This is a genomic window from Nocardia sp. NPDC046473 (assembly GCF_040645995.1).
Classification (GTDB): Bacteria; Actinomycetota; Actinomycetes; order Mycobacteriales; family Mycobacteriaceae; genus Nocardia.
The window spans coordinates 215,537-239,135 of record NZ_JBEYZJ010000010.1 but is presented as its reverse complement, the minus strand read 5'-3'; the positions used below and the strand labels follow the sequence as shown (position 1 = coordinate 239,135).

24 protein-coding genes are annotated in these 23,599 nt (G+C 66.9%); 10 read left to right on the top strand and 14 right to left on the bottom strand.

Features of this window, described 5'->3' with window-relative positions; genetic code table 11:
* Positions 1-88 precede the first annotated feature (88 nt).
* The 8 genes from lnt to ABZ942_RS34230 all read right to left on the bottom strand — a co-directional run bounded on the left by lnt (position 89) and on the right by ABZ942_RS34230 (position 9,087).
* Complete coding sequence (lnt, locus tag ABZ942_RS34265) at positions 89-1,885, bottom strand: apolipoprotein N-acyltransferase (protein ID WP_357389447.1); 1,797 nt, start codon at positions 1,883-1,885, stop codon at positions 89-91.
* Between the two features lie 305 nt (positions 1,886-2,190).
* Complete coding sequence (locus ABZ942_RS34260) at positions 2,191-3,786, bottom strand: amidohydrolase (protein WP_357389445.1); 1,596 nt, start codon at positions 3,784-3,786, stop codon at positions 2,191-2,193.
* A gap of 40 nt (positions 3,787-3,826) precedes the next feature.
* On the bottom strand, positions 3,827-4,069 hold the full coding sequence (locus ABZ942_RS34255; RefSeq protein WP_357389443.1) for a hypothetical protein: 243 nt from the start codon (positions 4,067-4,069) through the stop codon (positions 3,827-3,829).
* A gap of 76 nt (positions 4,070-4,145) precedes the next feature.
* The gene (locus ABZ942_RS34250) at positions 4,146-4,628 is read right to left on the bottom strand and encodes an FxsA family protein (RefSeq protein WP_357389441.1); all 483 of its coding nucleotides are present in this window, start codon (positions 4,626-4,628) and stop codon (positions 4,146-4,148) included.
* Between the two features lie 88 nt (positions 4,629-4,716).
* Positions 4,717-5,853, bottom strand: a complete 1,137-nt coding sequence (locus ABZ942_RS34245; protein ID WP_357389439.1) for an NAD(P)/FAD-dependent oxidoreductase — start codon at positions 5,851-5,853, stop codon at positions 4,717-4,719.
* A gap of 7 nt (positions 5,854-5,860) precedes the next feature.
* Positions 5,861-6,562: a helix-turn-helix domain-containing protein gene (locus ABZ942_RS34240; protein ID WP_357389437.1), complete on the bottom strand. Its 702-nt coding sequence runs from the start codon at positions 6,560-6,562 to the stop codon at positions 5,861-5,863.
* 302 nt (positions 6,563-6,864) lie between these two features.
* On the bottom strand, positions 6,865-7,524 hold the full coding sequence (locus ABZ942_RS34235) for a response regulator transcription factor (protein WP_357389435.1): 660 nt from the start codon (positions 7,522-7,524) through the stop codon (positions 6,865-6,867).
* A 390-nt stretch (positions 7,525-7,914) separates the two neighbouring features.
* On the bottom strand, positions 7,915-9,087 hold the full coding sequence (locus ABZ942_RS34230; RefSeq protein ID WP_357389433.1) for a histidine kinase: 1,173 nt from the start codon (positions 9,085-9,087) through the stop codon (positions 7,915-7,917).
* 237 nt (positions 9,088-9,324) lie between these two features.
* Here ABZ942_RS34230 and ABZ942_RS34225 point away from each other — a divergent pair, with 237 nt between their 5' ends.
* Positions 9,325-10,092, top strand: a complete 768-nt coding sequence (locus ABZ942_RS34225; RefSeq protein ID WP_357389430.1) for a TSUP family transporter — start codon at positions 9,325-9,327, stop codon at positions 10,090-10,092.
* Here ABZ942_RS34225 and ABZ942_RS34220 read toward each other — a convergent pair whose 3' ends face one another.
* Positions 10,093-10,812, bottom strand: a complete 720-nt coding sequence (locus ABZ942_RS34220; protein ID WP_357389428.1) for a helix-turn-helix domain-containing protein — start codon at positions 10,810-10,812, stop codon at positions 10,093-10,095.
* A 129-nt stretch (positions 10,813-10,941) separates the two neighbouring features.
* Here ABZ942_RS34220 and ABZ942_RS34215 point away from each other — a divergent pair, with 129 nt between their 5' ends.
* Both ABZ942_RS34215 and ABZ942_RS34210 read left to right on the top strand, forming a co-directional pair.
* The gene (locus ABZ942_RS34215; RefSeq protein ID WP_357389872.1) at positions 10,942-12,465 is read left to right on the top strand and encodes a TldD/PmbA family protein; all 1,524 of its coding nucleotides are present in this window, start codon (positions 10,942-10,944) and stop codon (positions 12,463-12,465) included.
* 73 nt (positions 12,466-12,538) lie between these two features.
* Positions 12,539-13,930, top strand: a complete 1,392-nt coding sequence (locus tag ABZ942_RS34210) for a metallopeptidase TldD-related protein (protein WP_357389426.1) — start codon at positions 12,539-12,541, stop codon at positions 13,928-13,930.
* A gap of 1,031 nt (positions 13,931-14,961) precedes the next feature.
* Here the strand turns inward: ABZ942_RS34210 and ABZ942_RS34205 are convergent.
* Positions 14,962-15,345: a PPOX class F420-dependent oxidoreductase gene (locus ABZ942_RS34205; protein ID WP_357389424.1), complete on the bottom strand. Its 384-nt coding sequence runs from the start codon at positions 15,343-15,345 to the stop codon at positions 14,962-14,964.
* Between the two features lie 24 nt (positions 15,346-15,369).
* A complete protein-coding gene (locus ABZ942_RS34200) occupies positions 15,370-15,921 on the bottom strand; it encodes a helix-turn-helix transcriptional regulator (RefSeq protein WP_357389422.1) in 552 nt (183 codons plus the stop codon).
* Positions 15,922-16,035: 114 nt separating this feature from the next.
* Between ABZ942_RS34200 and ABZ942_RS34195 the strand changes: the two genes are divergently transcribed.
* A complete protein-coding gene (locus tag ABZ942_RS34195; protein WP_357389420.1) occupies positions 16,036-16,755 on the top strand; it encodes a glyoxalase in 720 nt (239 codons plus the stop codon).
* A gap of 305 nt (positions 16,756-17,060) precedes the next feature.
* Here ABZ942_RS34195 and map read toward each other — a convergent pair whose 3' ends face one another.
* Positions 17,061-17,858 carry a type I methionyl aminopeptidase gene (gene map / locus ABZ942_RS34190; RefSeq protein ID WP_357389417.1) on the bottom strand — a complete coding sequence of 266 codons (798 nt, stop codon included), beginning with the start codon at positions 17,856-17,858 and terminating at the stop codon, positions 17,061-17,063.
* Between the two features lie 290 nt (positions 17,859-18,148).
* Between map and ABZ942_RS34185 the strand changes: the two genes are divergently transcribed.
* A complete protein-coding gene (locus ABZ942_RS34185; RefSeq protein WP_357389415.1) occupies positions 18,149-18,412 on the top strand; it encodes a helix-turn-helix transcriptional regulator in 264 nt (87 codons plus the stop codon).
* Between the two features lie 3 nt (positions 18,413-18,415).
* Here ABZ942_RS34185 and ABZ942_RS34180 read toward each other — a convergent pair whose 3' ends face one another.
* Positions 18,416-18,808 (bottom strand): PPOX class F420-dependent oxidoreductase, encoded by a 393-nt coding sequence (locus ABZ942_RS34180; protein ID WP_357389413.1) that lies wholly within the window; start codon positions 18,806-18,808, stop codon positions 18,416-18,418.
* Positions 18,809-19,108: 300 nt separating this feature from the next.
* Positions 19,109-19,519, bottom strand: a complete 411-nt coding sequence (locus ABZ942_RS34175; protein ID WP_357389411.1) for a hypothetical protein — start codon at positions 19,517-19,519, stop codon at positions 19,109-19,111.
* A 372-nt stretch (positions 19,520-19,891) separates the two neighbouring features.
* Here ABZ942_RS34175 and ABZ942_RS34170 point away from each other — a divergent pair, with 372 nt between their 5' ends.
* From ABZ942_RS34170 to ABZ942_RS34150, 5 genes are all read left to right on the top strand, one after another.
* Positions 19,892-20,284, top strand: coding sequence for a VOC family protein (locus ABZ942_RS34170; protein ID WP_357389409.1), 393 nt, complete (start codon positions 19,892-19,894; stop codon positions 20,282-20,284).
* 51 nt (positions 20,285-20,335) lie between these two features.
* A complete protein-coding gene (locus tag ABZ942_RS34165; protein WP_357389407.1) occupies positions 20,336-21,262 on the top strand; it encodes an alpha/beta fold hydrolase in 927 nt (308 codons plus the stop codon).
* A gap of 90 nt (positions 21,263-21,352) precedes the next feature.
* Complete coding sequence (locus ABZ942_RS34160; RefSeq protein ID WP_357389405.1) at positions 21,353-22,033, top strand: cysteine hydrolase; 681 nt, start codon at positions 21,353-21,355, stop codon at positions 22,031-22,033.
* A gap of 372 nt (positions 22,034-22,405) precedes the next feature.
* Positions 22,406-22,936 carry a GtrA family protein gene (locus ABZ942_RS34155; protein WP_357389403.1) on the top strand — a complete coding sequence of 177 codons (531 nt, stop codon included), beginning with the start codon at positions 22,406-22,408 and terminating at the stop codon, positions 22,934-22,936.
* Positions 22,937-22,941: 5 nt separating this feature from the next.
* A complete protein-coding gene (locus ABZ942_RS34150) occupies positions 22,942-23,586 on the top strand; it encodes a formylglycine-generating enzyme family protein (protein WP_357389870.1) in 645 nt (214 codons plus the stop codon).
* Positions 23,587-23,599: the final 13 nt, after the last annotated feature.

Sequence of the window (23,599 nt, the reverse complement as noted above, 5' to 3'; positions counted from 1 at the left end):
TCGCACTCTTGCGAACGATTCGTTACATGACGAGTCACTCACAGCAACCACAGAAAAAACCGGGAGTCAGGTTATCTCCCCGAGACCTTCAGCCGAGAATTTCGGCGTTAAGTACCTTCCGGTCGGTCTCGTTCACGGCTCGTGACGACCTTCCCCGGAGCGCCGCAGCGATCATGGCGAGGACAGTCAATGCGACAAAAACCCGTTCCGGCGCGGGCCCCACATGGGTTGCTATAGTGTTGCTGGTGCGTAGCGGGAGGTCGGCCACCAACGCGGCGGGCACGAATTGCGGACTTTCTTGCCGCACACTGCCATCCGCGCCGATGATCGCGCTCACCCCCGAGGTTGCCGCGACAACCAGGGCACGACCGTGCTCGACCGCCCTGATCCGCGACATGGCCAGCTGCTGGTAGGTCATCTCGCTGTCGCCGAAGGTCGCGTTGTTGGTCGGCACGGTGAGCAGCTGGGCGCCCGCGCGCATCGCGTCCTCGAAGGCGCGGTCGAAAGCGACCTCGTAGCAGGTCGCGACACCGATCGGGATGCCGTCGGCGTGCACCACGCCGTCGCCGTGGCCGGGAACGAAATATCCGGCGCGGTCGGCGTATTCGGAGAACAGCCGGAAGAACGAGCGCATCGGCAGGTACTCGCCGAACGGCTGGATGATCTTCTTGTCGTGCCGCTCCCCCGGCCCCGCCGCGCCGTTCCACACGATCACCGAGTTGGTGGTGGTGCGGTCGCTGTTCACCAGCACCGCGCCGACCAGGATCGGCGCGCCGATCTGCTCGGACGCCTCGGTGATCAGCGTGGCGGCGTCGGCATTGCGCAGTGGGTCGATGTCGGACGAATTCTCCGGCCAGATCACCACATCCGGCTTCTTGGCCTGGCCCGCCTCGATCGCGCGGGCCAATTCCTTGGTGCGGCGGACGTGGTTGTCCAGTACGGCGCGGCGCTGGGCGTTGAAGTCGAGGCCGAGACGGGGGACGCTGCCCTGGATGGCGGCGACGGTGATGGTGCGGTCGCCTCGAGCCGGGTCCGGCAGGGTCGCGCCGAGGATCAGGCCCGCGATCGGCATGATGACCAAAGTCACTGCGGCGGTGACCAATGCGATTCGCGGGGCGGCGGGTGCACGATGCTGGTCCGCAGGGGTGCGAGGCTGGTCCGCCAGGGTGCGAGCCTGATCCGCAGGCGAGCGATCCGCCTTCTCGGCTGCGTGGTCTTTGACGCCGACGCCATGCCGCTGTCGGTCTTGGTCCGAAGCGTCTTCAGTCGTAGCGTCCGTATTCGACTTCTCGCGAACACCATCCGAGTCGGACTGACCCGCACGCATCGATCGCACGACCAGAACCAGTGCCGCAGCACCGGTTCCAGTGAGCGCCACCGCAAAGCTGACCAGCGGTGCGCCACCGATCGAGGCCAGCGAGAGAAACCAGCCATCGGCCTGCCCGAATGCCAAACGGCCCCACGGAAATCCACCGAACGGAAAACTCGACCGCACCCACTCGGCGGTCGCCCACGCCAAAGCCACCCACAGCGGCCAGCCAGGCAATCTGCCCACCAGCCGCGCCATCAGCCCGAACAGTCCGATATACACCGCGCACACCGTCGAAAGCGCCAGCCACGGCACCGGTCCTACGTAGATCCCGGTCCACGGCAACAACGGAACGAAAAACGCGAGCCCCGCCAGGAACCCATACCCGAACCCACCACGCAACCGCCCGCTGCCACGCACGACCAGCGTGAGCACCGTAATCCCCAGCGGCGCAAGGAACCACCACGGCCGCGGCGGAAAGCTGCCGAACAACAACAGCCCGGCCACAATCGCCGCCACCGATCGCCACAGCACCGGATACCTGGTCAATGCCGCCGACAGTCGTTCACGCACCACGAGTGGTCGCCTTCCCATGCGATACGGCAAGAGCCGCGATTCCCCGATGTTGCGATGTGGTGCCGAGCCGTCGGCGCGCACGCCGATCTCGACAGCCGCGCAGCGCGACTCGGCCTTCCGGCGCGCTGACGCGGAGGTGCTCGCCAGCGCTCGCCATGGTCGGTGCACTGCTCGCTGGAACGCCACCGATGGCGGCGGTTGTGGCGCTGCTGGATTCGACCGCGCCGACGCGACGAGGTGCCGCTGCAGGCAGCGCGCTCCACTGCACTGATCGGCGCAGCGATGAAGCGGGCCAGGTGGCGCGTTCACGCTTCATAGATGGCGGTTCCACGGTGCACGGTGCGCAGGCAGGTCGGCAGGGGCGAATCCGGTACCAGCGGGGGCAGTCCGGGGACGCGGGATCTCGGGTCGGTGGACCAGCGTTGGACGGTGTCGGCGGCTGCGGCGACCACGAGTTCGTCGGCGTCCCATACCGCGTACGAGGCTGGGGCTCCCGGGACCAGGGTGCCCGCGATGCCGTCGCGGACGCCGCCGGCGCGCCACGCTCCCCGGGTGGCGGCGGCGAAAGCGGCTCGCGGGGAAAGGGAGTGACCGGGGGTGTGGTGGTTGGCGGCGGCGCGGACGGCGGACCAGGGGTCGAGCGGGGTGACGGGCGCGTCGGAGCCGATCGCCAAGGAGATGCCCGCGGCGGCCATGGCGGCGAACGGGTTCAGTGTGGCGGCGCGTTCGGCGCCGAGGCGGGCGGCGTACATGCCGTCGGTGCCGCCCCATGCCGCGTCGAAACCTGGTTGCACGCTGGCGATTACGCCCCACGAGGCGAGTTCGGCGATCTGGTCGGCGTCGAGGAGTTCGGCGTGTTCGACGCGGTGGCCGAGGGCGGCCACGGCCGGGCCGCCGAATTCGGCGACGACGCGGCCGAATCCGATGCTGATCGCGTCCATGGCGGCGTCACCGATCACGTGGAAGCCCGCCTGAATCCCGGCTTCGGTGCAGGCGCGGACGTGCGCGGCGATGGTGTCGGCATCGAGGTAGGCGCGCCCGGTGCCCGGGTCGTCGGTGTAGCGGTCGCGCAGCCAGGCGGTGTGCGAGCCGATGGAACCGTCGACGAACAGGTCACCGCCGAGAGCGTGCACGCCGAGTTCGTCGACGAGTGCGCGGGCTTCGTCGGCGCTGCGCACCGCTTCGCCCCAGTACGCGCGCACCTCGACGCCGTGCCGGAAGTCGAGCAGTTCGCGAATGTCGGTGCGGCCGGAGATTTCTGGGCCCGCGCATTCGTGCACCGCGACGATGCCGTGCGCGGCGGCGTGGTCGAGGGCGGCGGTCCTGGCTCGATCTCGTTGTGCCCGATCCAGTTCCGCGAGCACGGCGGTCCGCACCAGGTGATGCGCGGTGGCCCGCACCGGCTCGCCGCGGGTGAAGCCGTCGGCGGCGCTCACCTGGGGCAGCGCGTCGAGCAGCGCCGACGACACCGCGGCCGAGTGCGCGTCCACCCTGGACAGGTACACGTGCCGAGGACCTGCGGCCTTGTCGATCTCCTCGACCGTGGGCGGGCGGCCCTCCGGCCAGGTGGTCTCGTCCCAGCCGTCGCCGAGGATGACACCCTCGGGACGTGCCGCGGCGAAGTCACCGAGCAGCGTCAGGCAATGTTCGAGCGAACGAGCCACCGACAGGTCGAGTCCGGTGAGCTTCAGCCCCAGCGCGGTGACGTGCACGTGCGGGTCGACGAAGGCGGGCGCCACGAACGCGCCGTCCAGATCGATGACCTCGGCATCCGGGTGCAGCGCGCGTCCCGGCTGTTCGGCGCCCAGCCACACCACGGTTCCGTCGGTCACCGCCATCGCTGTCGCGTCGGGGGAACTGGAACTGTAGAAACGACCGCCGATCAGCAACTGGGTACTCACGAGGCACCAGTCTGCCGTATGCCTGATTCAGGTGTTCAGGTCAGCCGTTCAGTACGGCGTGCGGCACCGTGTCCTCCGGGCACGCCAGCACCGTCATCACCTCCGCGAACTGCGACGGGCCTAGGTGCGACCCGGATCGACACCCTGCTTCGACGGCGATCAGCTCCAGCCGCAGCGCCGCTGCGGTGAACCCAGAAATCGACTGTCCGGCAGCTGCCGCGGCTTTCTTGACCGCTGCGGCTAGCTCCTCGCTCACCGTGATGGTGAGTTGCTCGGTGGCCATCGCGCCACCATAGTCCCGATTCGCGCGGATCCCTAGCGCGCCCGCGTGCCTTTACTACTCGTTGGTAATAGCGAAACTATGGCTTGGTAATCGCGCGGTGCGCGTTGCCCTGTCCGTCGTCGTACCACTGCTGTACCACGACGCCGTCGACCACTTCGTCGCCGTCGATCACGACACCCCGATACGGGACCGCGGCGGCCAGCTTGCCGAACCGGCGCGCGGCGAACGCGGTGACCACCGGCCGCACCAGCATCCGGGTCGGCGGCAACAGCAGGAGCAGGCCGAACAGCGAGGTGACCAGACCGGGCACGAACATGAGGAACCCGCCCGCAGCGACGAGTGCGCCATCCGCGACCGCGGTGCCCGGCGCGATCTCGCCGCGCCCGGCGCGCCGGAATTGCTCGAACACTCGCCGACCCTGCGAACCGATCAGCAGCATGCCCGCGGCGGATCCGGCGATCAGCAGCAGGATGGCGGGAATCACACCGAGCCACTGGCCGACGGCGACCAGTGCGATGATCTCGGTGATCACGTAGAGGACGAATACAAGGGCGGGCATGGCGATCCTTTCGGACGATCTACTGGTTGCAACGTCCGGCGGCGCCGATTTTCTCCCGAATCCGCCTGAGAGCCCGCTGAGATCCGACTCAGGCGACCGGTTCACGGTAGGAGGCCATCTGCGCGATCAGCTTCTCCAGACTGTCCGGGCCGAACATCAGGGCCTGATTTTCGGCGGAACCGGCGGCGAGTTCGGCGCTGCGCGGGAAGAGGGCTGCTTCGTAAGCGTGCAGTGCCCGCTCGATATCGGTGTGGGTGACGAGGGCCGTGGCGAGTTCCGCGCCGTCGAGCATGGCGAGGTTGGCGCCCTCGCCCGCGAATGGGGACATCAGGTGGGCGGCGTCGCCGAGCAGCGTGACGCCGGGGACACGGTCCCACCGATGGCCGATCGGCAGCGCGTTGATCCGGCGGGGAACGAGTGGGGCGGCGGCGTCGCCGATGAGGGCGCGGAGTCGGTCGTCCCAGTCCTGGAAGTGTTGCAGGGCTGCGGCTTTCGCCGCCGCGGTGTCGGTGAAGTCGATGCTGTCCAGCCAGTCCGCTGCCGCGGCGAAGGCGGCGTAGGTGTGCACGGAGCCGTCGGTTTCCCGGTGCGTCAGTAGGCCTTTGTGGTCGGCGAGGGCGAACATCATTCCGCCGCCGACCAATTCGGCGGTGGCGGGATGGCCAGTGGCGTCGGGTAGGTCGCATTCGATGAACGAGACGCCGGTGTAGTTCGGGGTGGCCGAGGACAGCAGCGGGCGGATCCTGGACCAGGCGCCGTCCGCGCCGATCAGCAGGTCGGTGGTGAAGGTGGCGCCGTCGGCGAGGGTCACCTCGTGCCTGCCGTCGCCGAGCGCACGCGCGGCGGTCACCTTGGCTCCCCAGCGAATGATGTTGTCGGGCAGCGAGTTCAACAGCAGGCGACGCAGGTCGTTGCGGTCGATCTCGGGCCGGCCGCCGCCCTCGCCCGACTCTGCCATGCGGACGGTGCCCCGCTTGTCGATGATGCGCATTTCCTCACCGCCCTGGTGCACGAGGGCGGTGAACTCGTCGAACAGTCCGGCTGCGTGCAGCGCGACTTGGCCCGATTCGACGTGGATGTCGAGCATGCCGCCCTGATTGCGGACGTCCGGTGAGGCATCGAGTTCGTATATGGCCGTTGCTATTCCGTGCGCGTGCAGGACGCGGGCGAGCACGAGGCCGCTGAGCCCCGCGCCGATTACGGCGATGGGATGGTGTTCGGACATGGCATTCCTAACGTTTCTTTTCGGTGGGGCGCGGTGTGTGTATCGCGCCGTTGATGAGTAGTCGGAAGCCCCAGTCGAGGCGGTCGGCGCCGGGGCCGGACACCAGGTCGTCGCCCAAAGTCGCGATCCTGGGGTGGGTTTCGGCCGAGGCATTGCGGATGGCCGCGACGAGCACGTCCATTTCCTGCTCGGCCTCGGCGTTGTCGTCTCGGGTGGCTTGTTCGGCGGCGGTCGCGGTGGCGAACTGCAGCAGGACGTCGCACAGCCAAGCCGCGCGTCCATCGGGGACGGCGCCCTCGTTCAGCAGTGCGAGCACCGCTTCGAGGAGGTTCAGGTAGCCGGGGCCGGATGGGCGCGCGACCAAAGCGGATTGCGCGAGGCCAGGGTTGTCGAACAGCAGCTTCGTGTACGAGGTGAGCACCTGCACGAGCCGGTCCTGCCAGTTGCCCGTTGCGGCGACCGGAGTGAGGTCGACCGCGCCGAGCATGTCGTCGAGGACCGCCGCGTGCAGTTCGGCGGTATTGCGGACGTAGACGTAGAGCGAGGCAGGTCCGGTATCCAACTCGGCCGCCAGGCGTCGCATGGTGACCCGCTCCAGACCTTCGGCCCGCATCAGTTCGACGGCCGTCGCGATGATGCCCGGCCGGGTCAGTGCGGGTTTCGCCGGCCGCTCGCGGCGGCTTCGCGGTCCATGTCGCTCGGTTGGCATGACTTCATCGTAACGAACATGTTCGTTACGAACAAGTTCGCTAATGAAGGCAATACGAAAAAGCCTGATCAGGACGCATAAAAGACACGCCGACGAAGAAGGAGACCGCCCCGGTTGGGTGCGACCTCCTTGATTTCCGGTCGGTAGTTACGCCAGCTGCCCGCCTCGGTGCAGCACCGGTTACGACGCCGGCGACGCACACGACTGGAGGGCGCCCCGTACGGTGCGGATGCTCAGCGCCGGCCAATTCGGTTGCAGCGCCGTAGGGTTCCTGATTCTCGATCCAGCGCAAGAAGAATCCGTCAGCCGCCGGGGCGGACCAGTCCGGTCTCGTAGGCCAACACCACAGCCTGAACCCGGTCGCGCAGACCGAGTTTCGTGAGCACGCGACCCACGTGGGTCTTCACCGTGGCCTCGGAAAGGAAGAGCTGCTCGGCGATTTCGGCATTGGAGCGACCCGCGGCGATCTGCTCCAGCACCTCACGCTCGCGAGCGGTGAGCACATCGAGCACACCCGGGTCGCGCATACGCGCCGGATCCTCGGCGATGAGCCGGTCCAGCAGTCGCTTGGTCACCTTCGGCGACACCACCGCATCCCCCGCGGCGACGCTGCGAATAGCGGAGATCAGGTCTTCCGGCGGCGTGTCCTTCAACAGGAACCCGCTCGCACCGGCCCGCAACGCACCGAGTGCGTGCTCGTCGAGATCGAAGGTCGTCATCACGAGCACCCGGCAACCATGCCCGGCCTCGACGATCCGCGCGGTCGCGGTCACCCCGTCCACCACGGGCATCCGCACATCCATCAACACCACATCGGGCCGCAACTCCGCCGCCCGGCTGACCGCGGCCGCCCCATTGGCCGCCTCCCCGATCACCTCGATATCCGGGTGCGCACCGAGCACCATCTTCAACCCCATACGCATGAGTTCCTGGTCATCCACAACGAGAACGGTGATCGGCACGCCCCCAATCTAACGTGCCCACCCCCGCACCCCACCCCGCGCACCTCCGCACCAACCGCCCCGCAAATCAGCTGGCAATTCCACAAGCAGCGCCCCGACACATGCGCGGCGAACCAGCATGCACGCGGCACGCAACCCCGAGCGCACCGCCCAACACGGTGACCGCCGCGCACCATTTCGCCTGCCGCGCGCAGATCCGTTGGCAATTTCATACGCGGCGAGCGGATTCACGCGCGGCGGACAAACACGCGTGCAGCGGGACGAATTCGCGTGCCACCCAGTGCAGTGGCGGCCACGTGCGCCGTTTCGCCTGCTGCGCACGAATCAGCTGGCGATTTCGTGCGCGGGACGCCGGTGGCTGCGCGGCGGGCGGATTTGTCCGCGGGACGACTACTCCGGGAAGCCGGGTTCGAGGGGGATGGTGGCCTGGACGCGCCAGGCGCCGTCGGCGGCGCGGCCGGTTTCCAGGGTGCCGCCGAGGACGGCGATGCGTTCGCGCATACCGACCAGGCCCATGCCGCCGCCCTTGATGCGGACGGCGGGTTCGTCGAGGGGGACGCCGCCGGTGTCGGTGATGTCGATGGTGACGTCGGTGTCGCGGCGGCGCACCTGGACCCAGGCCTTCGGGTGCGGGCCGGCGTGGCGCAGGGTGTTGGTGAGGGATTCCTGAACGATGCGGTGCACGCCGAGGCTGACCTCGGGGGCGATGTCGTCGAGCTCGCCGGTCAGTTCGAGTTCGACGGCGAGGCCGGTACCGCGCATCATCTCGACCACCTTCGCCAAGCCTGCGGTCCCGTGTTGTGGCAACTGGTCGGGCGCGTGTTCGGTGCGCAGTAGCGCGACGGTCCTGCGGAGTTCGCGCAGCGCCTCGCGGCCGGTGCCCGCGATGGTGCCGAGGGCTTGTTCGGCGGCGTCGGGATCGCGGCGCAACGCGTACCTCGCGCCGTCGGCCTGCACGATGATCACGCTCACCGCGTGGGCGACCACGTCGTGCAACTCGCGTGCGATGCGGGTGCGCTCGGACGAGACCGCGTCGTGCGCGCGGCGTTCCTTGTCGTAGTCGGCGACCGCGAGCCGCGCCGCAACCTCGGTGTCGTAGGCATGCCGCGCGCCGATGAATTCGGCCAGAGTCCAGCACAGTGCGAAGAACATCGCGGTGAAGATGAGATCGCTGGGCGCGACGATGCCCGCCGACGCCGACAGACCACTGTCGGCGACCAGTCCGACCCCGAACCACAGTCCGTCCCGCCGCCCGACATACGCGACCAACGTGTACAGCATGATGCCGAGGCTGAACAGCGTGATGTGCTCGACCTTCTCGTCGCCGACCACGTACTGCACTGCCGTCGCCGTGAACGACAGCAACAACGAGACCGCCGCCATCGCCCGCGGATACACCCGCCGGAACGCCACGGGCAGCGGCAGGAACAACCCGATCGCGATCGCCGCGCCCTTGTTCTCCGCATTGGTCGCCCCGAGCACTTCGAGCACCAGCAGGACAAGCGCCAGCATCGAATCCGCAACGATGGGCTTCCCGCGAAGCCACAGACTGAACCGACGCACCGCTTCAGCCTAGGTCGACCGGACGGTATCGCCCGGCACCCGCCCACGCGACGCGATCACTTTCCACCGGATCCCGCACCGCACACACCAGGCCCGACCGCGACCGGTATCGCCGCACGGCTTCTGATTTCCGGCACCTGAAATCGGATGCGATTTCAGGTGCGGCGCACCAAGAGGCGTGCGGCGATACTGGACCGCTGACTGGTACTGGACACGTGGTCTGGTTGGCTGTCGAACGTGCAGATCGGTGATTGGGCGGTGTTGTTGACCGCGGCGACGGCCGCGGGCTGGGTGGACGCGGTCGTCGGTGGCGGCGGATTGATCATCCTGCCGACCCTGTTCCTCGTCGCACCGACCATCGCACCGCAGACCGCACTCGGCACCAACAAACTGGCCGCGGTCGCGGGCACCACCGCTTCCGTGGTGACCTTCGCCAAGAAGGTGCCGCTGCGCTGGCGGGTACTGCTGCCCGCAGCGGCGATCGCAGCGGTCACGGCCGGAATCGGCGCTGCCGCCGTGTCTTTGATCGATCGCGAACTGTTCATCCCGATCGTGATGGTGGTGCTGGTCGCCGTCGCGGTGTTCGTCACACTGCGTCCATCGATCGGCGTCACCTTCGCCACGCACGCGCCGACGCGGCGCAAGTTCATCCTCACGATCGCGCTGGCCGCAGGCCTCATCGGACTCTATGACGGCCTGCTCGGACCCGGCACCGGAACGTTCCTCATCATCACCTTCGCCACCCTGCTCGGCACCGAGTTCGTCCGCGCGGCAGCGATGGCGAAGGTGATCAACTGCGGCTCGAATGTCGGCGCGCTGATCTTCCTCGGCGCGACCGGCCACATCATCTGGGCGCTCGGCGCGGCCATGGCGGTCGGCAATGTGGCGGGCGCGATCGTCGGCTCGCACATGGCGTTGCGCAATGGCGCGAAGTTCGTCCGCGTCGTGCTGCTGGTCGTGGTGATCGGGATGGTGATCCGGTTGGGCTGGCAGCAGTTCGGCTGATCAGCCGCGCGTTTCCACCTGCGAGGCGAGCCACGGCTTCAGCACTCGCGAGGTGGTCTCGTGGATGCGCCGGTGTAGCCGCTCCCCGTCCTCCGCGCCGTTGAGCGGCTGCTGGAACAGCACGGTGAGCGCGCCGGACACGGCGCCGACGACCGCACCGACCAGCGCCGCGGCGCCGACCTCGTCCAGTTCGTTCGGAAACGCGATGTGCAACTGACGCGCGATCTCCCGCTGCGCGACCAGCTGCGCGTGCGCGGCCCGGCCACTCACCGACGGCACGGTGCGCGACACCTGCGCGCGCAGCGCGGCGATCCGCGCGTTCAGATCGTCGACGAGATGCTCGCCGGGATTGTCCCCGGCCGCGCGCAACGCCCGTAGCAACACTTCGACCGGCCGCTCCCCCGGTCGCCTGCTGCCGATCGCGGCGACCGCGGCCCGCACCCGCTCGTCCGTCTCCGGGAAGAGCAGTTCTTCCTTGCTGGCGAAGTAGTTGAAGAAGGTGCGGGTCCCGACATCGGCGACGGCGGCGATGTCGGCCACCGTCGTTTCTTCATAGCCTCTCGTTTCGAAAAGCTCTACGGCTGCCTGGAGCAGGGCTCGACGGGTACGTTCGCGTTTGCGGTCACGAAGGGCGGATGGCGGCACGGCGGGCACAGTACGGCATTTCGCGAGGCAGACGCGGTAGGCGGCGGTTTCGCGCGTGCCGTTCTCCCCGCTCATGCCCCTTCTTTCCTGGTGTGCCACTGCGCATTTCGTGCTTGTTTGCATCCACTGCAAACTCGCACGGCGTGTAATCGGGGCGGGCGCAAGTGCTCTCGGATGGAACCGACTAGGTTGGACCGGGTGAGCATCGCGACTTCCAAGGATGTGGACGCCGAGTTCCTCGACCTCCCACTGGCCGCGCTCGCCGAGGCCGCGTTGACCGCGGCAAAGGCGGCGGGCGCCGAACATGCCGACCTGCGGGTGCATCGACTGGTCACCCAGTCGATCCGGCTGCGCGACGGGCGGGTCGAGTCGATCACCGACAACGCGGAGCTCGGCCTCGCGGTCCGGGTGATCGTCGACGGCACGTGGGGCTTCGCCTCGCACGCCGCGCTGACGCCGGACACGGCGGCGGACGTGGCCCGGCGCGCGGTAACCGTAGCGACCACGTTGCGCGCGCTCAACCGCGAACGCGTGCTGCTCGCCGACGAGCCGATCTACGACAACGTGCACTGGGTCTCGGCCTACGACCTGGACCCGTTCACGGTGTCGACCACCGACAAGGTCGCACTGCTGCAGGACTATTCGGGCCGCCTGTCCGGCTCCGACGGCGTCGACCACGTCACCGCGTCGGTGCTGCAGGTCAAGGAGCAGACCTATTACGCCGACACCGCGGGTTCGTCCATCACCCAGCAGCGGGTCCGGCTGCACCCGCAGTTCGAGGCGACCACGGTCGACTCCTCGGCAGGCGTGTTCGAAACCATGCGCACGCTGGCGCCGCCGGTGGGTCGCGGCTGGGAGTACGTCACCGGCGCCGACGGAACCTGGGACTGGCAGGGCGAACTCGCGCGCATCCCCGAGTGGCTCGCCGAAAAGGTGAAGGCGCCGACCGTCACCCCCGGCCCGACCGATCTCGTGATCGATCCGACCAACCTGTGGCTGACCATCCACGAATCCATCGGCCACGCCACCGAATACGACCGCGCCATCGGCTACGAATCCGCCTACGCGGGCACCTCGTTCGCCACACCCGACAAGCTCGGCTCGCTGAAATACGGCACGCCGGTCATGCACGTCACCGGCGACCGCACCCAGGAGCACGGCCTGGCCAGCGTCGGCTACGACGACGAGGGTGTCGCCGGACAACGCTGGGACCTGGTGCGCGACGGCATCCTGGTCGGTTACCAACTCGACCGCGTCTTCGCGCCGCGCCTCGGCCTGGACCGCTCCAACGGCTGCTCCTACGCCGACTCCCCGCATCACGTGCCGATCCAGCGGATGGCGAACGTGTCGCTGCAACCCGACCCCGAGCGTGACACCAGCACCGAGGAGCTCATCTCCCGGGTCGACAACGGGATCTACATCGTCGGCGACAAATCCTGGTCGATCGACATGCAGCGCTACAACTTCCAGTTCACCGGGCAGCGGTTCTTCCGCATCCGGGACGGCAAGTTGGACGGGCAGCTGCGCGATGTCGCCTACCAGGCAACCACCACCGACTTCTGGGGCGCGATGGAGGCGGTCGGCGGGCCGTCCAGCTGGCAGCTCGGCGGCGCGTTCAATTGCGGCAAGGCGCAGCCCGGGCAGGTGGCGGCGGTCAGTCATGGATGTCCGTCGGTTCTGGTGCGCGGCATCAACATTCTCAACACCCGGACGGAGGCGGGCCAGTGACCGAGCGTAGCGAGGGCACCACCAACACAGCACCATCGGTCGCTGCGGAGCCGAGCGCCAGCGAGGCGGAGCAGTGACCGCGCAGACTGTTATCGCCGCCGGCGAGGTTGTCGAGCGGGCGCTCGCGTTGTCCCGCGCCGATGAGGCGATCGTGATCGTCACCGACGCGCATGACGCCTCGCTGCGCTGGGCCGGGAATTCGATGACGACCAATGGGTCGTCGGTGTCGCGGGATTGGGCCGTCGTATCGATCTTCCGCGACGGACCGCAGGCGGCGCGCGTCGGCACCATCGGCTCCACCAGCGTCGACCCCGGCGATATCGAAGCGGTGGTACGCAAGAGCGAGGAGGCGGCCCGCACCGCCGAACCGGCCAGGGACGCGATGCCGCTGCTGGCACCGGACGGGTCCGCCGACGACTGGGCGGCCGCGCCGGGCAGCACCGGGATCGAGGTGTTCACCTCGCTCGCCCGCGACCTGTCCACCGGTTTCGACGGCAGCGACCGGCTCTACGGTTTCGCCCACCACACGGTGCACACCACCTGGCTCGGCACCTCGACCGGACTGCGGCGTCGCTTCGTGCAGCCGACCGGTTCGGTGGAAATCAACGGAAAGCGTGGCGCGGGAACCGATCTCGCGAGCGCGTGGGTGGGTGTCGGCACCGCCGATTTCACCGATGTCGACGTGCCGGGCCTGCTCACCGAGCTGTCCCGGCGGCTGGACTGGGCCAAGCGCAAGGTCGAGCTGCCCGCGGGCCGCTACGAAACACTGATGCCGCCCTCCACCGTCGCCGATCTCATGATCTATATGAACTGGGAGATGGAAGGGCGCGGCGCGCACGAGGGACACACCGCGTTCTCCCGCGCGGGCGGCACTCGAATCGGCGAGCGGCTCACCGACATTCCGCTGACGCTGTACTCCGACCCGACCGCGCCCGGCCTCGAATATCGTCCGTTCGTCGCGACATTCTCATCGTCGCAAGCGATGTCGGTCTTCGACAACGGACTGTCCGCCGAACGGGTCGACTGGGTCCGCGACGGCGTCATCGAATCACTGGTCTACCCGCGCGCCACCGCCGCCGAATTCGACACCGCCGCTACGGTTCCCGGCGGCAACCTGCTCCTCACCGGCGGCTCCGACGCCACCCTCGACGAGATGATCGCCCGCACCGAACGCGGCCTGCTACTCACCACCCTCTGGTACATCCGCGAGGTCGACCCCGCCAGCCTGCTCCTCACCGGCCTGACCCGCGACGGCGTCTACCTCATCGAAAACGGCCAAGTCACCGCCGCAGTAAACAACTTCCGCTTCAACGAGAGCCCCCTGGACCTACTCCGCCGAGCCACCGAAGCAGGCGCCACCGAGATCACCCTCCCCCGCGAGTGGAAGGACTGGTTCACCCGAACCGCCATGCCCCCCTTACGAATCCCGGACTTCCACATGTCATCGGTCAGCCAAGCAACGTGACCTATATCGAGTCGAGTCAAATGGTCGTTAGTTGATCTCCAAGTTCAACCATTTGACTCGACTCGATTGCGCCAACAACCATTTGACTCGTCTCGATCACGATAAATCTCGAGAACAGCACCACAGCCAGTCTTCACGCTGGAACTCACACGCTGCCCATCACAGGCTGCGGAAGAGAAGGTCGGGTACCCCACCTGACGTGCCCAGCACCACTCCGGTCATCCGATGAGCTGTCGAAAACCTCTGGGGCAGCAGACTATCGGAGGTCTCTCTGTACACGGACCCGAATCAGTACAGTTGAGAGACCCCGCAAAGGTGCACCTATCCGGGCAAGTGCTGCTTAGGACTCCATGCGGTGAGCAGTCCATTGAGCTGAAGACCTATCCACGTTTTCCTGTGAGTAGTGCTGGGCGCGTCGGGTGGGGTACCCGGCTTTAGGTGTGCGTCAGGTGCGTGGTGTCACGTTTCCGAGGTGGTCATCTGGCTGTGGTTGCGTTGCGGGAGTTCGATATTGAGTGAATCTCGGCTTCCGGGGTGGTGAAGAAACCTCCGGGCACCGTTTGTGTCGGCCGCTCACTCAGTACAGCGGGGGTGGGGCTGACACGGTGGGTGTCCGGATGGGTTCTCGCGTGGCGATCCGGCTTGTGGCTGCACCTCACGGGCTTCGGCGTGGCGAAACCCGTTGGCGGGAAGGGCGTTCACAGGGGGTGCATACCCTTCACAGCAGCTCAGCACCCTGTGAAAGGTGTGGACGCTCTGTGAGTTCGGCAGTTACCGACGAGGAGGTGCCGGTCGCCACCGGCCGTTGCGGGTTGCGGGCCGGATTGCCTCGGATCTGCACTCTGTCTTGGGATCGGCACTCGGAATAGGGCCCTAGAGTCGGTGCTGATCCCGAGAGAGAGTGCGGATTCTGGGGTCAACTAGGCGATTTCGGGGCTGGACACCAGGTGTCTCACGACCATCCTGGCAGCGGACGTACGCCGAGTGTCTGGCTGGCACAGCGGGTTTGGGGGGACCGGTGTGGTGGTTTGTTACGGGGTTAGGGTGATTTCGATGGCGATGGTGCCTTTTTTGCCGCGGCGGAGGTTGCTGCCGAGGATGGTGAGGGGGCCCATAAGCCAGTACTTGCGCATGAGGAGTTTGCGGACGCGGTCGGTGCCGGGTTGGTCGAGGATGCGGGCGGTGCCTGCGATCGCCTCACCGCGGGTTTTGCCTGCGACGTTGCATGGCTGGACGGTGACGTCGGTGTTGCGGCGCAGGCGCTTCACCTTCCAGCTGTCGGTGACGGTCCAGACGTAGAGTTTGTCGCCGTCGGCGACCGCCCATACCGCTGTGCCGACGGGTGTGCCGTCCTTGCGGAACGTGGTCAGCAGAACGTAATCGGCCTTGCCGACGGCCCCCAGCGTGTTCGTCATGAGGGCAGCGTATCGGGGTGTCGGCTATTCGGACATTCGGTACTCGCCGGCTTCCAGCCGTGCCAGCACGCCGTCGGTCCAGTCGGTGAGGTTGCCGAAGACGCTGCTCCACAGTTCCAGGAGGTCCGTCGTGTGCGGCGGCTCGTGGCGGCCGCCGGGGAAGGTCGGGATCATCTCCAGCAGGCCGGCGCGGACCTCGTCACTGCGCCTGCGCTGTTCGCGCAGCTTCTCGATGACGTGCGCGCGAGGCAGCGCGTCCATAAACGCGATGCCCGCGCCGAGTTCCTCCATGTCGATGCTGACCAGGGCCTCGTCCATCAGCTTGCGGAATTCGGCCTCGCCCGCATCGGTGAGGTTGAACAGCGTGCGACCAGGGCCCTCACTGCTGCCTTCCGTGCCGAAGGCGCTCAACTTTCCTTCTTGCGTCAGCTGTTTCAGCGCGTGATAGATCGACCCCGGCTTGACGTTCGTCCATGTTTCGGCACGCCAGGACAGCAATTCGCGACGCACCGCGTAGCCGTAGGTGGGCTGACGCAAGCGCATGACCCCCAGCACCAACAGGCGCACAGCCGACATGGACGAGCCTCCTTCAGATAGGAAAATTCCATAGTAGTCAAACTTGACTTCTGGGTCGCGACCGCCCTAATCTTCGGTAGTCAAAATTGATTACCGCAGGTATGGGGAGGTTTTATGGGCGACGTATCGGTGCCGATGATGTGGAGCGGCGACCTGCCCGAAACACTCGACTTCTACAGAACCCTCGGCTACGAGGTGACCGCCGAGCAGACTCGGCCCTACAACTACGGTGCTGTGGCCCGCAATGGTTACTCCTTGCATTTCGGCCCCACCCCGAAAGACAAGGGCACTGCCGAGGAGTGCTACGTGTCGTGCGTGGTCTTCGTCGACGAAGTAGCCGAGCTGCATAAACAGTTCAGTGCCGCGTTGCGGGAACGCTTCGGGCGCGTGCCCGCCAGCGGCCTGCCGCGCATCACCAGGTTCCGACCGGGCCAGACCAGGTTCACCGTGGTCGACCCGGTCGGCAACACGGTCGTCTACGTGGTGCGCGACGAACCCGACCCGGACTATGGCGGATCGCGCGAACTCCAAGGGCTGCAACGGACTTTGGACAATGCCCGGATCCTGCGCTACTCCAAGCTCGACGACACGGCGGCCCGCAGGGCGCTGGAGTCCGGGCTGCGTCGCTTCGGCGCCACGGCGGCTCCGGTGGACAAAGCGCACGCGCTGGCCGAACTCATCGAGCTGGCGGTAGCGGCGAATGAACGGCAGCGCGTTACCGAGTTACGCGCCGAGATCGCCGAACTCGACCTGTCGGATGAGGATCGCGTGGCGATCGACAAGCACCTCCGGATCGCGACCGATCTAGAGCAGTGGTTGGGCGAAACCGACTGAGCCGCAGCGACTGCGACCGGAGGGGTGAGCGAACACCGCTCCGGTAGCGCGAATCACGGTGGCCGGTCACGCCTTACTGTCCGGGCCCGTCAGCCGTGACCAACAGTCGCGCGTCAGCCGCACTCGGTAGGACCGACGCGAAAAGTGGCGATCCCGAGACCCGATCACAACGGCCGATCGCCCGACACAGGCCGGGCCCGTCGGCCGCGACCAACAGCCGCACGCCTTCCCAGGATCCGCAGCGGCCGGAGGGTACAGATCCCGAGAGCGGGTGCGGCTGTGCGCAGGTGGCGAGGTTCGCTTGCTTACGAATGGTGTTGCATACCTTGGGCTTTCACCGGGGCCAGGGTCAGTACGTCGGGCCCGTTCTCGGTGATGGCGATGGTGTGTTCGGAATGGGCGGTGCGGGAGCCGTCGGCGGAGCGGATGGTCCAGCCGTCGGGATCGGTGACGATCCGGTCGGTGGTGCGGGCGAACCAGGGCTCGATGGCGATGGTCAGGCCGGGGCGCAGGCGGAAGCCGCGGCCCGGTCGGCCGACGTTGGCGACATGTGGATCCTCGTGCATGGTGCGCCCCAGTCCGTGACCACCGAATTCGGAGTTCACCGGGTAGCCGTAGTCACGGGCGACCGCCGAGATCGCGGCGGAGATGTCGCCGATGTGGTTGCCGGGCAAGGAGACTGCGATCGCGGCGGCGAGCGCCTCTTCGGTCGCCCGGACCAGGCGCAGATCCTCCTCCGCGGCAGTACCGACCACGAAGGTGGTCGCGGCATCCGCCACCCAACCGTCGATACCGACGGCCAGGTCGGTGGTCAGCACGTCGCCGTCGCGCAAGGCGTAGTCGAACGGAAGTCCGTGCAGGACAGCGTCGTTGACCGAGAGGCAGACGGTATTACGGAATGGGCCGCGCCCGAAGGACGGCGAGTAGTCCCAGTAGCACGATTCCGCGCCGCGCTGCTTGATCCGTTCGCGCACATGAGCTTCCAGCTCCAGCAGGTTGACCCCGACGCGCGCAAGCTCCCGCAACTCCCCCAGCACCTCGGCCACGAACTGGCCGGTCACCCGCATCCGCTCGATCTCGTCCGGCGACTTCAGCTCCACCATAAGCATCCCTTTCCTTGGTATTTTTATACCAACGTAGCCCATTTGGTATTTTAATACCAACCCTTCCCTGTCCAGAGCGGTATGTGCAGGCACCGACGGGCTGCGACGCAACCTTGGGCGTCAAAAATTCAGCAACTAATGCGCATATCTACGTAAGAACATGACTAATTTACCAACGCTCTTACCGAGCCGGATTGCCATGCCAGCAGAGCCGCCGATCACGACTACGCCCCCGACCGCTCACCCAGCGCACACTTGCGGTATTTAAATACCACCAATACCCTGAGCCCATGGTCCGCCTCCCGTTGACTCCGGCTCAAATCGACGCAGGTCGCCGCCTCGGCACCGCCCTGCGCGCCGCCCGCGCCGACCGCGACCTCATCGAAGTCGCCCGCTCAGCAGGCATCTCCCCGGAAACCCTGCGCAAGATCGAAACCGGCCGCCTCCCCTCCCCTGCCTTCGGCACCGTCGTCGCCCTGAGCCTCACCCTCGACCTCCCCCTCCAGGACCTCGCCGACACCTGGCGCGCCGCAGGCCTGGCCGAATCCGCCTGACCGCTACTCGCCGACGGCCGATCGCCGGGTGACAGCGAGGCCAATGGACCCGTCCGCGCCACGAAACAGCTTGTGCAGCTTGATAACCAGCGTGCCGACGATCCCGTACTTGCGCGAAACCAGGTCGCGCACCCGCTGAGTACCGTCGGCATCGAGGACCGTGGCGGTACCCACGAACACCTCGTCAGCTTTCGGGCGGCCGCGGGCATCGGACTCCTGCAACGTCACGTCCGAGTTGCGGCGGATCCGCTTGACCTTCCACGTCGTCGGATTGGTCCATACGACGATCCGATCCCCGTCCGGCGCGACCCACACCGGCGTCCCCACCGGTGTCCCGTCCTTCTTGTACGTCGTCAGCAGCACGAATCTGCTCGCGCCCAGCTCATTCCATGTCATAGCGAAACGGTAGGCCGCCGAGCGCGCCCGGACATCCGTCCGTAGACACAAATCCGCACTACGCGCTGTGACGTATCCCTGGCGGGTAGGGATCGGCGTGCGCCGATCCCTGTTGCGGCCCAACCTCGATGGCCGCGGAAGAACGTCCGCACGTCCTCGAGAAACAGCCGCGGCTGCTCCAATGCCGCGAGGACAGCGACCCCGACACCTAACGCGCCGATGATCTCGCCCTCGGCGCGGATGAGTACACCCCCTGTCTGACACCAGCGCGTGCGGGCCGGCGAGGCGCGATGCTTCGATTCACGAACTCGCACGCCGCGTGTTCGTGAAATACACCGCCGGTTCCCGTGTGATCAGCCCGTACCCGCCGTCCGGCGTCGCCGCGAACGGAGCGGGCAGATACAGCACCGGCAGCACCTCACCGATCAACGGCCGCTTCTCTCGCGCGATCCGATAACCGATCTCGACCACCTCGGGCACATCATCATCCGCAACCACACCGCCGTCGCGCCGGACGCACCGATACGGTTCGAGCCGCACTGCCCGTATCGCGGTCCGCGCCCAACGGAACAGCACACACTCATTCGCCCCCGGCCGCGCGTACTCCACCAACCCCACACCGTCATCCCAGAAGACGAACTGCTCGTCCTCCATCGAGCTGTGATACCCGGCCTCCACACTCCACTGACCGATGATCTCGTCACCACGCATCGAGCGATTGAACCACCGCGGACGCCAAGGGCCCAGCATCGGCGCAGTGGCCCGCCTTCGGCCACCTCACAAACAGCGGTTCGATCAGCAGATATCGCTTTCTGCTGCAACAGATTCGCCGTCCGTCACAGATGTCGATCCGCGCCCAGCGACGGAAAGCACGACGGCTGTCCACAGTGGGCGATCTCGAGCGATCGCATTCGCCATCAATTAGCCGCTTGTGACCAGTCAGTGTCGACGATGGCGCACTCTGCTGGTCACTCCCGCCACCGCCAGGCGCCACTTTGCCCCGAACACTAGCAAGAACGCCATCATTCACATATGGTAATCCTTCTTACCAAATAGCTGGAAGTTCTCTAGAGGAGGCGGACCATGCACTTCGGTGGAGTGACCCTGATGGTGGACAACGTGGACGCGACGGCGGCGTTCTACGAAAAGGCGTTCGGGCTGGGCACGGTGTTCGCGGACCCCGATGGCACCTTCGTGGTGCTCGGGCGGGGCGTGTGGACGCCGGGTCCGTCGGCCCCGAGCCTCACTATCGAACACTGGAAGAAGATCGAGGATTTCGCGGAACCTGGGCCTGCCAACGCTTTTCGGGTATTTCTCGAGACCACTGAGGTAGACGAGGCCTACCTCAGCGCACTCGCGGCAGGCGCAGACAGCGCGCTGATGCCGACCACACGGCCGTGGGGGCAGCGAGTCGCCGTGGTCCGCGACCCCAATGGCGTCATCGTCGAGATCGGAGCTCCCGTCGAGTACGGCTGAACACCCGCCGATCGCCTGAACGAGGATCTCTATCGAAGGAAGTAAGCAGTAATGCGTCGACTAATGCTCATCACGGCCACCCTCCTCCCGCTGACTCTCGGCAATGCGTCCGCCGACCCACTACCGGTGCCATATTCCTTGTCCGCCATGGTTTCCGCGAGCGTGACCACCGCCCCACCCGGCGCACCGCCGGGCGCCAACAACTGGGGATGCGTCCCGTCGGCGGCCCATCCGCGGCCCGTCGTCTTGGTACACGGCCTCAGCGGCAACGGCGAAAACAGTTGGCAGACATTCGCTCCGCTACTGGCGAACGAGGGGTACTGCGTCTACGCGCTCACCTACGGCGTCTATCCGACCGATCGCGGCATCGCGGCGGGCGTGGGCGGCCGGGCGCCGATCGACGAATCCAGTTCGGAACTACAGCAATTCGTCGATCAGGTGCGGGCCGCCACGCGAACCGATCGGGTGGATCTGCTCAGCTGGTCCGAGGGCACCCTGGTCAGCGCCGGATATCTACAGTTCCTGGGCGGGGCGGCAGCCGTCGACCAGGCAATCAACCTGGCCCCGATCTGGGCGGGTACCGCCATCACCGATCCACTCGATTCTCCGCTGTCGATCCTCGGTCTGCACGGCGACCTCTACGCGTCACTGGACCCCACCTGCGCCGCCTGCGCGGAGCTGCGGACCGGATCCGACTTCATCAATCGATTGCAGGCCAGCGGCGTTTACGCGCCGAACGTGCACTACACCAACATCGTTACCACCACCGACATCCAGGTTCAGCCCTACACCAGCGGCGTCCGAACCGCCCCGAACGCGACAAACATTGTGCTGCAAGACATCTGCCCGGTGAACCTGGCCGGTCACCTCTCCGTCTCGGTCGACCCGACCGTCGCCGCACTCGCTCTACAGGCCCTCGATCCTGGCACGCCGCGTCAGATCCCTTGTGCTTCATCGCAAGCGCCGCCCGGCGTCTGATCGATCCGCTACGCCCGTTTCTCGACGTCACCCGCCGCGAAGTCCTTACCCTCGAAGGAAGGGATCCCTCGACGCACGCGGAGGACACCGATGATCGAGACCGCCGTCCTCATGCTCGACTTGCAGAACACCTATATCGCCGACGACGGCGTCCGCGACGCACTGGGCTGGCCGCCGATCTGGCGCCTCGACGAGGTCGTGCGCGAATGCGCCGACCTCGCGGCGCACGCCCGCAGTAGTGACCTCCCGCTCATCTACTCCCGCATGATGGCCGGCCAGACCGGGCTGGTCGGCACCGGCCCGCGCCCGCGCCGCCACCTGCAGCAGCACAGGCACCTGGTGCCGAAGCTGTCGACCGAGCATCGGGAGTGGAAGGCGCAGATCATGGACGCGGTCGCGCCGCACCAGGGCGACCTGGTCCTGGTCAAGACCCGGCACAGCTTCTTCGCGTACACCGAACTCGAGCCACTGCTACGCAACCTGGGCGTCCATCGCCTGGTCGTCGCGGGGCTGCAGACCAATGTCTGCGTCGAGGCGACCGTGCGCGCCGCCCTCGAGCGCAATTTCGAGGTCGCCGTGCCGGACGACGCCGTCACCACCGACGGCCCGGCGCTGCATTACGGCTCACTGAACGCCATGCGCGTCCTGTACGTGGAAGTCGCCCCGTGGCGGGAACTGCTGGCCCCAGACGCTCCGTGGGACCGCGCGTACACCACTCCCGACTACGGGCGTGACCCCGAATATTGGACCGGCCCGGCATTCGGGCCCTGATGCACTGCGGGGGCCTCAGCTGACAGCTGAGGCCCCGCGGGTCGTGCCGACCGGTGTCCGAGTGATTTCCTCTGGGCCCCTGCCTCGATACATGAGGCTTTCATACTTCCGCGCATTCGGCTCACCGAGCGACGCCGCAACCGGTGAGCTCGGGCGCTCTTGCATCTGTACGAGCACCACGGGAACGATCTTCCTCTCGAATCGCCGTCCGAAAGCCGTTCGCAGATAACGAATTAGCAACACCGCCGCCGAACCGTGCCCAAACTGTTCCGCTCGCCGTCACCTGCCGCGCACCAAGAATTCGCCCGCGGGCCGCCACCCGGCAACGGTCCGCCCGCTACTGCCGATTTGCTCCTCGGATAACCTGTCCCGATGTTCTTGGCCCAGATCGTCGCCGCTCGCGTGCCGAGCCGGATGCTGTCCATGTTCGTGCGGAACGCGGAGTTGCTGAAATTCCTGACCGTCGGAGCGATCGCCTTCGTCACCACCATGGTGCTCTTCTTCGGGTTGAAATGGACTGTGCTGGAAGGCAAGCCGGTGACCGCGAACGTGGTCGCCGTGCTGATCGCCACCGTGGTCTCCTACGTGCTGAACCGCGAGTGGGCGTTCACCGCGCGCGGCGGACGTGAGCGCCGTCATGAAGCGGCCCTGTTCTTCCTGGTCGCGAGCGTCGGCATGGTGATCAACCAGCTGCCGCTCGCCGTGTCGAGCTACCTTTTCCAGCTGCGCACCCCGCATGTCTCGGTGCTGACGGAAAACATCGCCGACTTCATCAGCGCGACCGTGATCGGCACCCTGCTCGCCACGGTTTTCCGCTGGTGGGCCATGCGCAAATTCGTGTTCCCCGATCCGGTGCGGCCCGCCATGGAACGCGACGAGCCGGTTTCCGAGACGCGAGCCTGACCGTGCTGGTCACCATCCCGGCGGGAACGGTGACGCTGTCGGATCGGCGGACCCAGCGCAGTTGGTCGGTGACCGTCGCACCATTCCAGCTGGCGGCAGTCCCGGTCACCCAGGAACAGTACGAGCAGGTCACCGGACAGCGGCCGAGCAGCAGCCGAGGCGACCGACTGCCGGTCGACAGCGTCTCCTGGTGGGAAACGCTGCGATTCTGCAATGCCCTGTCGGCACAGCAGGGGCTGACACCGGCGTATCGCCTCGATGACGAGAACGCCGTGTGGGACAACACCGCCGACGGCTATCGACTCCCCACCGAGGCCGAGTGGGAGCACGCCTGCCGGGCAAGCAGCACCGGCCCGCGCTACGGCGAGCTCGACGAAATCGCCTGGTACCGGGGTAATTCGGCCGAGCACATGCACGAGGTGGGCGGCAAGCGGCCCAATGCCTGGGGCCTGTACGACATGCTCGGCAACACCTGGGACTGGTGCTGGGACATCTACGACGCCGAAATCTACGGCTCCTACCGGGTATTGCGCGGTGGCGGCTGGTTCGACGAACACTGGAGCTGCCGCGCGTCGGTGCGCCGCCGCAGCCATCCGACGCTGCGGCTGGACGACGTGGGCTTCCGGGTCGCGCGTTCGCCGGGTTCCTGAACCAACACTTCCG